Source organism: Chryseobacterium sp. MP_3.2, assembly GCF_035984805.1.
Classification (GTDB): domain Bacteria; phylum Bacteroidota; class Bacteroidia; order Flavobacteriales; family Weeksellaceae; genus Kaistella.
This window is the reverse complement of sequence record NZ_JAXCHW010000002.1, coordinates 78,000-91,281: the sequence shown is the minus strand read 5'-3', so window position 1 is coordinate 91,281 and position 13,282 is coordinate 78,000. Positions and strand designations below refer to the sequence as shown.

Below are 13,282 nucleotides of genomic sequence, written 5' to 3'. Positions count from 1 at the left end.
AGGAAATTTATTTTCTCTCCTTTTCTGAAAAGAAATAAGCAAGCACGCACCTAATAATAAGAAATAAAGCAATATCGTAACATCAAAAGGCATAAGTCTGTAATTTTTGTTGGCATTTTAAATTAATTGAAAGCAAAAGCCTTAATCTGAAACTAAATTCATAAAACTCAGATTATCAGTATTTGTATAATAGTTAGAGTTTATTACCGCTCCACCAAATCATCGCACTGATTTTAAAATCAATTTGAAATTTATTTCGGCTTAAAAATAACCAAAAATAACCATTTATTCCTCTCATATTTATAAATTCATAAATATTATGTAAAAATTCCTTCAATTTCGTAAAATACATAAGGATAATTATTTTTTGATGTTTTTTTCCTGCAATATTCAGTAAATTTGCATCTTATAAAAAAGACCATGGAAGAAGAAAAAAAATCGCTCAATTTTATTGAACAGATTATAGAAGAAGATATAGCAAACGGACTATCAAAAGATAAACTGCGTTTTCGTTTCCCACCTGAACCAAATGGATATTTGCACATCGGCCATACCAAAGCCATCTGCATCAACTTCGGTTTGGGAGAAAAATATGGCGCACCCGTTAATTTACGATTTGATGATACCAATCCAGAAAAAGAGGAACAAGAATTTGTAGATTCTATTAAAACCGATATTGATTGGTTAGGATTCACCTATGATAAAGAATTATATGCCTCAGATTATTTCGAGCAACTTTACAGCTGGGCAGTTCAAATGATTAAAGATGACAAAGCCTACGTAGATGAACAACCTTCTGAAGAAATTACGGCTCAAAGAAAAAATCCTTTCGAAGAAGGAATCGATTCTCCGTTTAGAAACAGACCTGCCGCGGAAAGTTTAGCGCTTTTCGAAAAGATGAAAAATGGAGAATTTGAAGAAGGAACCATGTCTCTTCGCGCAAAAATTGACATGAAATCGCCAAACATGAACATGCGCGATCCTGTGATGTACCGAATTTTAAAAAGACCCCATCACAGAACTGGCGAAAAATGGAAAATTTACCCCATGTATGATTGGGCACATGGTGAATCTGATTATATAGAGCAAATTTCTCATTCCCTCTGTTCTTTAGAATTTGAAAATCACCGTCCGCTTTATGATTGGTATTTGGATCAAGTGTATGAGGGAAATCAAGTAAGAAATAAGCAACGAGAATTTGCGAGGATGAATGTTTCTTACATGATTACCTCCAAAAGAAAACTTCAAAGATTGGTTGCAGAAAATGCAGTTACCGGTTGGGACGATGCAAGAATGCCTACCATTTCTGGAATGCGCCGTTTAGGTTTTACAGCAAAAGCGATTAGAAATTTCATCGATCAAGTGGGTGTTGCGAAGAGAGAAAATTTGATAGACATTCAGTTATTAGAGCATTTTGTGCGAGAAGATCTAAACAAAATTTCAACGCGAGTGATGGCAGTCATTAATCCTGTCAAATTACTTATCGAAAATTATCCAGAAGGTCAAGAAGAACTTTTGGATACAGAAAATAATCCGGAGGATGAAAATGCTGGAACGCGAACTGTGCCTTTTTCTCGCGAATTATACATTGAAAGAGAAGATTTTCAAGAAGAAGCCAACAAAAAATTCTTCCGTTTAAAATTGGGCGGCGAGGTTCGTTTAAAATCTGCCTACATTATCAAAGCGGAACGCGTAGAAAAAGATGCGGAAGGAAATATCACCACCATTTTTGCTTCCTATGATCCAAAAAGCAAATCCGGAAGCGGGACTGAAGAAAGTCTAAGAAAAGTAAAAGGAACCTTGCATTGGGTTTCTGCGCAACATGCATTGCCTGTAGAAGTGCGGTTGTACGATAGACTTTTCACGACTCCACAACCAGATGCGGAAAAAGAAACGGACTTTATCGAATTTATCAATCCTGAAAGTTTGAAAATCGTTCAAGGTTTTGCAGAACCGAGTTTGCAATATGCTGAAATCGGTCAACCTTATCAGTTTCAAAGAATTGGTTATTTCACCAAAGACAGAGATTCAAATTCGGAGAAATTCGTGTTTAACCGCACTGTTACGTTAAAAGACAGTTTTAAAATTGACGCCTAATAAAATAAAAACGGAGTAAAATCCGTTTTTTTATTGACCATTAATAAAAGAGAATTTCGATAATAGAAATCAGCAAACCATGAGGTACATCACCTGAATTTACTACTTGCTTCTTTATTTATAATTATATTTGCATCAAATTTTTTAAGAAAAATGAAAAAAATAATTTCACTCTTTATATTCTGTATTTCTCTTTCCCTTTTTTCTCAGGAGACTATCAAATTTGAAAATCTTACGTTTAAAGAAATTTTAGCCAAAGCTAAAGCTGAAAAGAAACTTGTTTTTATGGATGCATTCGCGGTTTGGTGCGGTCCGTGTAAACTCATGGAAAAAAACGTTTTCACTTTGCCCGCAGTGCGTGAGTATTACAATTCTAATTTCATCAATGCGAGATTTGATATGGAAAAAGGAGAAGGACGAGATATTGCCGCAAAATATGCCATCCGATCTTACCCCTCTTTTCTCTTTTTAAACGGCGATGGAGAAGTAGTTTTGAAAAATTACGGCTACATGGATGAAGAAAATTTCATCGCGTTTGGGAAGGAAGCCAACAATCCAAAACTAACCGAAAGCTCCTATAAAGAACTTTTTGAAAAAGGAGAAAAAGACCCAGAATTTTTATTGAATATGATGCGCCTTTATGCAGACAATGATTATGAAATGGCGAAGAAAGTTTCTGAAAGATATTTTTTGGTGAAAGCCAAAGACCCCTTGACGAAAGATGATTTAGGATTATTGCTTTATTTTATCAAATCTACGGAAGATCCAAATTATAAAATATTCACGAAGAGAAAAGCGGAAGTAGAAAAATTAATGTCGGCAGATATTTACAAACAATTTGATGCAAATATTAAAATTTCTAAAATTATGGAAACTGCCCTTAATCAAGAAACTGGAGTAATTGATGATGCCTACTTCTATAAAAACGCCACTCCTTTAATTGGTAAAGCAGACGCGGAAGTTGCATTGAACAGAATGAAAGTGATTTTCTATCCTAACGTTGGCAACTTTGTGGGTTATGAAAAAGCAGCTTTAGACTATTATAAAAATGACGAGGGATTTACGAGCGAAGAACTATTAAAAGCAGCTTGGTTTTTCAGTCAAAACATCACCAGTAAAGAATCACTAAAGAAAGCTGCAATGTGGGCAGAAAAATCAGTGATGCAAGGCGAAAATTCAGAAAACACCTATATTTTAGCAAGTCTTTATGCAAAAACAGGTCAAGTGGAAAAAGCAAAAGCTTTCGGAGAAATAGCTAAAACATTAGCGGAAACCCAAGGCAGAGACGCCACAATGGCGAAAAATCTTTTAGAAACTTTAAAATAAATTTTTTCCATTGAAAAAAACCGTTTTTCTTTTCGTGCTGTTCCTATTTGGATTTAGCAGTGCCCAATTATCTGATTCTACTGAAACCAAAAAATTATATGTAAAAGTGAATGCGCTTTTTTTACCACTTGGAATGCTAAATGCAGGTTTGGAATATCAAGTCAGTAAAAAGATGACGATTCAAGGAGATATCTTCATTTCACCGTGGAAATCTTTTGCCGGAAAAAAAGCCCAGGTTTACATGGTTGGTATTGAAGCGCGGTATTATTTCAAGGAAGCTTTCAAACATTTTTACGTCGGCGGCAATATTTCTGCAGCGCGATATATTATTCAAAAATATAGTTACTGGGGATCAGGAACGTATCAGTATAAACCAGATGCGCCAATTTACAATAGAGCCGATATTTACCAAGATGGTTATTCCGTTATTTTTGGAGCTACAGCTGGATATCAGTTTCAGTTGAGTGAAAAATGGAATATGGACTTTTTCTTAACCGCGGGTAGTGTTCAAAGTATCTACAAAGGCTATGTGAAAAATAAAGACTTGAGATATGACACGGATACAGCACCGAATTTTAACCGAAGTGGTGAATTTTTACCTTATCGCGGCGGCGTAATGATCTCTTACAAATTAAGATAATGAACATCAAAAGCACCAAATTTTATGTCATCGTGGCGATTACTTTCATCATTTTATTTTTGATGAATTACATTGGCAATCAAGAAACTGATCGTTTAGAACGAGCCTTAATGACTGCTGCTGCAGGAAGTATTGGCTTGACCATTGGAATGTGGTTCGTTCACAAAAATTCCAAAGATGATACCCATCACGATTTCGATTAGCAAAATTCTGAATTACAAATATCCAACAGATTTTAACGAATCTGTTTTTTTTATCTTTGCACCATGATTAAAATAGGAAATATTACCTTACCAGATTTTCCACTTCTTTTGGCACCCATGGAGGATGTTTCGGATCCGCCTTTTCGCCGCCTGTGCAAATTGCATGGTGCTGATATGATGTACTCGGAATTTATTTCGTCTGAAGGATTGATTCGAGACGCCATGAAAAGCTTGAAAAAACTGGATATTTTCGATTATGAAAGACCCGTGGGAATTCAGATATTCGGGGGCGATGAAGAAGCGATGGCCCTTTCTGCTAAAATTGTAGAAGCCGTAAATCCAGATTTGGTGGATATTAATTTCGGTTGCCCCGTAAAAAAAGTGGTTTGCAAAGGAGCCGGAGCTGGCGTGTTGAAAGATATTGATTTGATGATCCGCTTGACGAAAGCTGTTGTGAATTCCACGCATTTACCCGTAACAGTGAAAACGCGTTTAGGTTGGGATACAGAAACCATCAACATTATGGAGGTTGCAGAACGTTTGCAGGAAGTTGGCGTAAAAGCTTTAACGATCCACGCCAGAACGCGTTCTCAAATGTATAAAGGAGAAGCCGACTGGAATTATATTTCTAAAGTTAAAAATAATCCCAATATTGAAATTCCAATTTTCGGAAACGGCGATGTAGATTCACCCCAAAAAGCTTTGGAATATAAAGAAAAATATGACTGCGACGGAATTATGATTGGTCGTGGCGCGATTGGTTATCCCTGGATTTTCAATGAAGTGAAACATTACTTTGAAACAGGGGAAATTCTACCACCACCATCGATTGATCAACGATTAGAAGCAGTGCGTCAACATGCAGAATGGAGCATGGAATGGAAAGGAGAGCGTTTAGGATTGATAGAAATGCGCCAACATTATAGCAATTATTTCCGTGGCATTCCGCATTTTAAAGATTTCCGCAGAAAATTTTTAGAAGTTTTCACTTTGGAAGAAATGGATGTGGTGATCGCTGAAGCTGCTAATTTTTATAGTGTGAATGAGGTTTATTAGTTTGTTGTGATTGGTTTTTTTAAGTGATTGGCCGATTGAGTTATTATCTCTCCATCTCTAATCTTTTTGTCTATTGTCTATTCGTCTATTATCTATCCGTCTATCATCTATCCTTCTATTATCGCTCCGTTTATTATCTATCATCTATCCGTCTATTATCTTCCCCAAAAAATAGCCGTGATTGAACGGCATGTTTGAGCTCTCCCGATTCCGGAGTTTCGGAAGCGGGAAGCGAGTAGTGAAAGCAGGTTCCCGGCTCCGAAAAAAATGACTAATAATCCGTAACTTTTCCCTTTAATTAATGACTAATTCTGTAAAATTGATTGGATGCTGAATGCTGAAAATGTGACTAAAACGTACAACGCCGGAAAAAAACTCGCCCTTGAAGATTTTTCTATACATGTTCCAGAAGCCAGTATTTATGGCTTACTTGGTCCGAATGGCGCTGGAAAAACTACTTTTATCCGGATTATTAATCAAATAACGCAGCCAGATTCTGGGCAGGTTTTTATTAATGATCAGAAACTAAATCCAGAACACATCAAACAAATTGGATACATGCCGGAAGAACGCGGTTTGTACAAAAATATGGGTGTAGGGGATCAAATTCTTTACTTCGGCGAATTGAAAGGAATGAGCAAAGCAGATGCACTGTCTCAGGCGAAATATTGGTTTGAGCAACTGGAAATTGATCAGTGGTGGAAAAAAAAACTGAGTGAACTTTCGAAAGGAATGGCGCAGAAAATCCAGTTTGTGGTTACGGTTCTTCACCGGCCGAAATTATTGATTTTAGATGAACCTTTTTCCGGTTTCGATCCGGTGAATGCCAATTTAATTAAAGACCAAATTCTACAATTGAAGAAAAATGGAACCACCATTATTCTCTCCACGCACCGCATGGAAAGTGTGGAGGAAATGTGTGATTATGTAGCGTTAATAGACCATGCAAAGAAAGTTCTGGACGGAAAAGTTTTTGACGTACGCGAAAAATTCAAGAAGAATATTTTTGGAATCACTTTGTCTGAAGTTAATGAAGAAGGCTTCAATTTATTTAAAAATCAATACGAAATCCAGGATTTTAAGTTAGAAAATAATCTGAGTTCTTTTAATATTCAAAATACAAGCGATCAAAATATTTTGCTCCAGGAATTGATGAAAGTAGGAAAAATCCGCTCTTTCGACGAAAAAATTCCGAGCATGAATGAGGTGTTCATCAATGCTGTAAAACAATAGATCACCATTGATTTATATCACTCCCTTTCAACAAGCAACTTTAACCTATGAAAAATATATTTCTAATTACCAAAAGAGAATATCTCACGCAGGTGAAGAAAAAATCTTTTGTAATTCTTACGCTTTTGGCACCCATTTTATTGATTGGTTTCGGGGCGTTAATTGCCTTTATGTTTAAAGCGAACGCGAGTTCCAGCACTTTTCACGTGGTAGATAAAAGCGGAATTTTTACCGGAAATTTAAAAAGTAATTCTTCCGTAACCTACGTTTTTGTACCGGAACAAACGGAGAAAGCCTTGACCTCAACTTTAAAAGAAATGCAGGGAATTGAAGGATTACTCATTATTCCAAAGTTAGAAAACAACAATTTTGATCAGTTAGAAAAAGATTCTAAACTCCTGCTCAACAAAAAAATTGGTTTTGACACGAAGATCAAAGTCATCAGTGATTTATCCAAAGTCATTAAAAAAGAAAAAATAAAAACCCTCGGAATTTCAGAAGTTCAAATCAAAGATCTGGACAAAAATTTCGATCTGGCCACCCAAAATGTTGTCGATAAAGACAAAGTGGATTCTGATTTGGATTTCGGTGTGAAATCTGGATTGAGCATGATCCTGATGTACGCTGTTTTCATGTTCATCATTATTTACGGCGTTCGTGTAATGCGCAGTGTTTTAGAGGAAAAAAATAACCGCGTGGTAGAAATTATCATCTCTTCTGTGAAGCCTTTCGAATTAATGATGGGAAAAATTTTGGGAGTTACAGCAGTTGCGCTCACGCAGTTTTTGGTTTGGATCACCATGTCTGTGATTGGTGCCCTTGTTTTAAATACCGGTTTTTCTACGCTTAAAAATCAAATTCCGGGCGGAGAAAATTCCGAAATGATGCAAAAATTTGACCTTAAACAAATTGCGATGGAAATTTCTCATACCCTCTTGAATCTGAATTTCGGACTCATTATTTTCGTTTTTATTGTCTTCTTTTTACTGGGTTATATTTTCTACAGTTCTATGTATGCCGCCATCGGTTCTGCGGTAGACAACGAAACGGAAACGCAGCAATTCACCTTATTTGCAATCATTCCACTCACGCTTGGAATGTACGGAAGTTTTACCATCATGAGTAATCCCGAAGGACCGCTTGGATTTTGGCTTTCCATGATTCCGTTCACTTCTCCTGTTGCCATGATCGCGCGGATTCCGTTTGGTGTTCCGGCGTGGCAAATTGCACTTTCCATGATTATTCTGGTCATTTCAACATTATTAATGATTTATTTGGCGGCAAAAATTTACCGCGTGGGTATTTTAATGTATGGCAACAAAGCCACGGCGAAGGAATTGTGGAAGTGGATTCGGTCTTAGGTAATAAATAATGATTTTAAAATCATTCGTTAGCAAAAATTCCTTTTGATGATTTGAAGGGAATTTTTGTTATTTTAGCTTTAAGATAAAGGATGATGACTATCATACCACTACCACCTATTCTGGGTTTATTTGTATGAATTTGTAATACCTGCGAACGACTTGTGTTTCATACTACCAAAGTCCGTCCTCAAAAGAAAAACCGTAAAACAAATTGACAATTGTAACTATTTCGTTACATTTGTAATATGAGAGAAATCGATATTACAGAAGAATGTTTGGAATTTATCGATAAGCAAAACGAAAGAGTTGGACTGAAATTCTTCCAACTGATTGAGGTTATTGGAGAAATAAAAATTGTCAATTCAAATTTTCTTAAAAAACTTCAATCTTCACAATTTTATGAATTGCGAATTAAAGCAGGAAATGAATATCGCATTGTGATCTTTGCTATCGACCATCGGAATTTTGCTGAATGCAAAAAAGCCGTATGTTTATGCGGATTTCAGAAAAAAAGTACTAAAGATTATAAAAAGGCTATCCAACACGCCGAACAAATATTAGAGAATTATCTAAAAGAAAAGTAATTATGGGAAAATCAATAAACGCAAAAGAACTGATTACAAAACGATTCGGAAAAGAAGGTTCAAAAGAACGTGAAGAATTTAGAGAAAATGCTTTTTCTTATTATTTTGGAGAAATCATAAAGAATCGCAGAAAGGAATTGCATATGAGTCAAGAGAATTTGGCCCAAAAAGTAGGCAAAAAAAGACCTTATATTTCTCGAATTGAAAACGGAGAAGATATTAGATTATCTAACTTTTCTTTACTTGCCAATGCTCTCGGATTATCAATACATCTAACATCTGAATAAAAGTACGAACACACAACACGAACTATAAAAAATAGCGGGTTCGGTGCTAAATTGAAAGTTTTGACATTTTAATAAACATTCGTGATTAACCGAAAATCCTCGCGTTTTAAGCCGCTACTATTCATATACTCAACCGTTGGCATTAATTAAAATCAACATTATGAAAAAATGAAATATGAATTGAAACCTTTTTGGAATAGATATTTTAAATTCGACTGGAAATTTGGACTATTCTTACTTGTGATCGTTTGTGTTACTCGATTTGTTCTGGTTCTGAAAGCAAATGAAACTGGAAATTATAGTTTAATTGGTTTAATAATGTTTCTTTCTGCAATAATTCCGTTTGTGTTTTTGAGTAAGTACGGGAGAAATCAAATCGGAATCAAAACTACCAAAAAACTGAAGTATTTGATTTTAGCTTTGGGTATAGGAATAGGATTTAGCGTTATTTTACACTTTTTAGGACAAGGTCTTTATGGAAAATCGTATGAAAATTGGTATGTATATATTGGAAAATCATACAATATTCCGGAAAATATTTCTGTTCAGGGAAAAAGGACAATGTTTCTAATAATGGCAATTATGGGAATGATTTTTAGCCCAATTGGAGAAGAATTGTTTTTCAGAGGTATCGTTCACGGAAGTTTTGCAAAATCTGTTGGAGTTAAAAAAGCGTCATTTATAGATAGTTCTGCTTTTGCATTAACTCATATATCACATTTTGGATTAGTTTTCGTAAATAAAAATTGGGACTTTTATTTAGTTCCAGGGATAATCTGGGTTTTAGGAATGTTTATTGCGAGTTTACTATTCTTTGAGATGAAAAAAAGAACTGACTCCTTATTGGGAGCAATCTTATGTCATTCAGGTTTCAATTTAGGTATGATTTACTGCATTTTTTATTTGATATGAATGAAAATAACTATTGCCAACACATATTTTGAATAACGACTGGATTGTTGAATCCCTAAATTCGATAGTGAAAAGACCTTCATCAAAAGATAAAAATGCGGGATTCGGTTTTCAATTTTGGACCTATAAAGAAAAAGTAAACGATACAGAAATCGAAATTCAGGAGGCCAAAGGAAATGGCGGGCAAAGAATATTTTTATGCAAGTCATTAAATATATGGTGGTGATAACCGCAGGTAACTACAATAATTGGGATATAAAAAATGACTCAAGAGCAGCATTTGTTAATTATATAATCCCCGCGGTGCAAAAATTCCCGACTTTAAAGTAAATATGAAAAGATTCCATCTATTTCAGAAATTAAAGCAAAAAATCCCATCAAAATTAATTTGATGGGATTTTGAATATTTATAAAGTCTATTTACTGAAAAATATAACTCAAGCCAACACTAATCACTTGTTCTGATTTTCTTTTTGCAATATTGGGATCGTTTCCTACTTCATTATTCAAACCTGGATAGGTGTTGCTTAACCCAATATCATATCGTCCCGTAATCTCTAGCATTCTTTTGTAAGAAAAACCAACGCCCAATCCAATTGCAAAATTGAAACTGGCCGCTTTTCCATTTACACCATTAGAATCTCCTTCAATTGTATATTTTGGTGGTGCGTCTGTTACATTTTGGTCGATTAAAAAATTAAATCTCGGTCCAGCCAAGGCAAAGAATTCTGATTCTGCTTCAGAAAAATACCCTTTAAAAAAGATAGGAACGCTGATGTAACTATTGGCATACACTGCGTCATAACCTATGGCTCCTTTTGCATCCTTGTCTTTCCCAGTTTCCCCTGCTCCCAAATATTCTACACCAGGCTGAATATAAAACTGATCATTACTATCAACTGGAATGAGGGCTAAAACACCGCCGTAAGCTGCAAATCTTGGTCCCGAAGGATTGTGTGCATTTCTTACGCGGGAATACGTTCCACCTCCAGTTATTCCATATCTAATGGCACTGAAGTCAATCTGAGCCGACAAAAGGGTGGTGACACAAAGCGCTCCACTGAGAATTAATTTTTTCATATTGTGTGTTTTAGTTTTTCTGAAAAATTATCCAAGAACCTGCGCTACAGTAACTCCAATTTCTGCTGGAGAATCCACTACGTGAATTCCATTTTCGCGCATAATTGCCATTTTCGCCTGTGCTGTATCTTCGTCTCCCCCTACAATTGCACCAGCGTGACCCATTGTTCTTCCTTTCGGTGCAGTTTGTCCTGCAATAAATCCTACCACTGGTTTTTTAGAACCACTTTCTGTGTACCATCTTGCTGCTTCAGCTTCCAAGTTACCACCAATTTCTCCGATCATTACTACTGCGTCAGTTTCTGGATCGTTGATAAATAATTCCAAAGCATCTTTCGTAGTAGTTCCGATAATTGGATCACCTCCAATTCCGATCGCGGTAGAAACTCCGTATCCTGCCTTTACAACCTGATCAGCTGCTTCATAAGTTAAAGTTCCTGATTTAGAAACAATTCCAACTCTTCCTTTTTTGAAAACAAATCCTGGCATAATTCCAATTTTCGCTTCGTCAGAAGTAATAATTCCGGGGCAGTTTGGTCCGATTAGTCTTGTATCTCTGTCAGCAATGTAAGATTTTACTTTTACCATATCTTCTACTGGGATTCCTTCTGTAATACAAACGATCACTTTAATACCGGCATCTGCAGCTTCCATAATTGCATCTGCAGCAAAAGCTGGAGGTACAAAAATAATAGAAACATTGGCTTGCGCTTTTTCTACCGCATCTGCAACCGTGTTAAAAACTGGTTTTCCCAAATGTTCAGAACCGCCTTTTCCTGGAGTAACTCCACCTACTACATTGGTTCCATATTCCATCATTTGTCCGGCATGAAAAGTTCCTTCATTTCCGGTAAAACCTTGTACGATTACTTTTGAATCTTTGTTTACTAATACTGACATCTTTTATTTTTTAAATTTATTTATACATTTTCTGAGTATTGCAAAAATACTCAATAAATATTACTTTATCTGCGAATTTGCTATTGCAATTTCTTCAACTTGCTTTGTTTCTTTAAATACTCTTTAAACTCTTCGGCGAGCAGACCGAAGTAGGTTCCTTTCTTTAAATCTTTGTTGACTCCCGTTTTTCCTAAAAGCACTGTTCCACTTTCTACTCTTACGCCAGATGCCATACCGACTTGTCCCCAAATGGTTACATCATCTTCAATGTTGCAACACCCTGCAATTCCGCAGAGAGATGCAACCAAACATCTCTTTCCAATGACTGTATCATGTCCGATTTGGATTTGATTATCTAAAACTGAACCTTCGCCAATAATGGTGGAATCCGTCACGCCTCTGTCGATGGTGCAATTATTTCCAATTTCTACATTATTTTCAATGACCACATTTCCTACCGAAATTAACCGATCAAAATTACCATTCAATTTTCGGTAATAAAAAGCATCGCCACCTAAAACGGTTCCGCTTTGAATAATGACGTTGTCTCCGATAATCGTTCGATCACCGATGACTACATTGGGGAAAATAATACAATTTATACCAATTCTCACCTCGTTACCAATGACTGCAGAAGGGTGAATTTGACTTCCCTCACCTACTTCAATATCGTGAAGTTCTGTGGAGAAATTAGTAATTCTCGTAAAATGCGTGTTGATGGAGTTAAAATCCCGGAAAGGATCTTCTGAAACCAATAAAACTTTCCCTTCTGGACATTCAACTTCTTTATCAATAAGTATAATGGTGGCCGCAGAATTAAGGGCTTTATCATAATATTTGGGATGGTTTACGAAAACAATTTCGCCTGCTTTAACCCGGTGAATTTCGTTCGTACCTAAAACCTTAAAATATTCGTCGCCAATCATTTTAGCGCCGATAATTTCTGCAATGGTTTTAAGAGTTTGCGGTTGAGCGAAAGTCATGCGTTAAATTTTAGAAAATTATTTAACTCTTTCTAGATAAGAACCGTCTTCTGTATTCACTTTAATTCTGTCTCCAGCTTCGATGAATAATGGCACCATTACTCGCGCTCCTGTTTCTACGATGGAATTTTTCAAAGCATTTGTTGCCGTATTACCTTTTACACCTGGATCAGCTTCAATTACTTCTAAGTAAACGGTTGGTGGAATTTCTGCGGATAATGGCGATTCATCTTCATCTTTCAAAATAATGGTGATTTCTTCCCCCGCTTTCATAAACTGAGAATTTTCAATCATATTTTTATCCAGATAAATTTGTGTGAAATCATCATTGTTCATAAAATGAAAACCATTGTCATCCTCATATAAATATTGAAATTTACGCGTGATGACTTTCACCTCGTCAATTTTGTGACCTGCAGAAAAGGTATTGTCTAAAACTTTTCCATTGGTTACCGATTTCATTTTTGTACGAACGAAAGCTGGACCTTTGCCCGGTTTTACGTGCATAAATTCAATAATTTTGAAAATATCATTGCTGAATTCGATGCACATTCCTTTTTTAATATCGTTGCTTGTTGCCATTTATTTTTTTAGTTGATAGTTGATAAATATTTCTT

Annotated in this window: 14 protein-coding genes; 10 read left to right on the top strand and 4 right to left on the bottom strand. The window is 35.8% G+C overall.

The annotated features are described in order from the left end of the window. Window positions 1-420: 420 nt before the first annotated feature. From RCH13_RS04495 to RCH13_RS04450, 10 genes are all read left to right on the top strand, one after another. A complete protein-coding gene (locus RCH13_RS04495; RefSeq protein ID WP_326986038.1) occupies window positions 421-2,097 on the top strand; it encodes a glutamine--tRNA ligase/YqeY domain fusion protein in 1,677 nt (558 codons plus the stop codon). A 153-nt stretch (window positions 2,098-2,250) separates the two neighbouring features. Continuing rightward, window positions 2,251-3,423, top strand: a complete 1,173-nt coding sequence (locus RCH13_RS04490; protein WP_326986037.1) for a thioredoxin family protein — start codon at window positions 2,251-2,253, stop codon at window positions 3,421-3,423. Window positions 3,424-3,433: 10 nt separating this feature from the next. Then, window positions 3,434-4,063 (top strand): DUF3575 domain-containing protein, encoded by a 630-nt coding sequence (locus RCH13_RS04485; RefSeq protein ID WP_326986036.1) that lies wholly within the window; start codon window positions 3,434-3,436, stop codon window positions 4,061-4,063. Beyond that, entirely contained in the window at window positions 4,063-4,266 is a 204-nt protein-coding gene (locus RCH13_RS04480; RefSeq protein WP_326986035.1) for a hypothetical protein, read from the top strand. Before RCH13_RS04485 ends, RCH13_RS04480 begins: the two co-directional genes overlap by 1 nt. 63 nt (window positions 4,267-4,329) lie before the next feature. Next, window positions 4,330-5,322 carry a tRNA dihydrouridine synthase DusB gene (gene dusB, locus RCH13_RS04475; RefSeq protein ID WP_326986034.1) on the top strand — a complete coding sequence of 331 codons (993 nt, stop codon included), beginning with the start codon at window positions 4,330-4,332 and terminating at the stop codon, window positions 5,320-5,322. A 327-nt stretch (window positions 5,323-5,649) separates the two neighbouring features. Beyond that, entirely contained in the window at window positions 5,650-6,555 is a 906-nt protein-coding gene (locus RCH13_RS04470) for an ABC transporter ATP-binding protein (RefSeq protein ID WP_326986033.1), read from the top strand. A 47-nt stretch (window positions 6,556-6,602) separates the two neighbouring features. Continuing rightward, the gene (locus tag RCH13_RS04465) at window positions 6,603-7,916 is read left to right on the top strand and encodes an ABC transporter permease (protein ID WP_326986032.1); all 1,314 of its coding nucleotides are present in this window, start codon (window positions 6,603-6,605) and stop codon (window positions 7,914-7,916) included. A gap of 248 nt (window positions 7,917-8,164) precedes the next feature. Beyond that, a complete protein-coding gene (locus RCH13_RS04460) occupies window positions 8,165-8,503 on the top strand; it encodes a type II toxin-antitoxin system RelE/ParE family toxin (RefSeq protein ID WP_326986031.1) in 339 nt (112 codons plus the stop codon). A 2-nt stretch (window positions 8,504-8,505) separates the two neighbouring features. Next, on the top strand, window positions 8,506-8,790 hold the full coding sequence (locus RCH13_RS04455) for a helix-turn-helix domain-containing protein (RefSeq protein WP_326986030.1): 285 nt from the start codon (window positions 8,506-8,508) through the stop codon (window positions 8,788-8,790). Between the two features lie 168 nt (window positions 8,791-8,958). Then, window positions 8,959-9,702, top strand: coding sequence for a CPBP family intramembrane glutamic endopeptidase (locus RCH13_RS04450; protein ID WP_326986029.1), 744 nt, complete (start codon window positions 8,959-8,961; stop codon window positions 9,700-9,702). A gap of 420 nt (window positions 9,703-10,122) precedes the next feature. Here the strand turns inward: RCH13_RS04450 and RCH13_RS04445 are convergent, their stop codons facing one another. From RCH13_RS04445 to efp, 4 genes are all read right to left on the bottom strand, one after another. After that, the gene (locus RCH13_RS04445; RefSeq protein WP_326986028.1) at window positions 10,123-10,782 is read right to left on the bottom strand and encodes a porin family protein; all 660 of its coding nucleotides are present in this window, start codon (window positions 10,780-10,782) and stop codon (window positions 10,123-10,125) included. A gap of 27 nt (window positions 10,783-10,809) precedes the next feature. Then, window positions 10,810-11,682 carry a succinate--CoA ligase subunit alpha gene (sucD, locus tag RCH13_RS04440; protein WP_326986027.1) on the bottom strand — a complete coding sequence of 291 codons (873 nt, stop codon included), beginning with the start codon at window positions 11,680-11,682 and terminating at the stop codon, window positions 10,810-10,812. 80 nt (window positions 11,683-11,762) lie between these two features. Beyond that, window positions 11,763-12,665: an LpxD N-terminal domain-containing protein gene (locus RCH13_RS04435; RefSeq protein WP_326986026.1), complete on the bottom strand. Its 903-nt coding sequence runs from the start codon at window positions 12,663-12,665 to the stop codon at window positions 11,763-11,765. Window positions 12,666-12,683: 18 nt separating this feature from the next. Continuing rightward, complete coding sequence (gene efp / locus RCH13_RS04430) at window positions 12,684-13,247, bottom strand: elongation factor P (protein ID WP_326986025.1); 564 nt, start codon at window positions 13,245-13,247, stop codon at window positions 12,684-12,686. Between the last annotated feature and the right edge of the window lie 35 nt (window positions 13,248-13,282).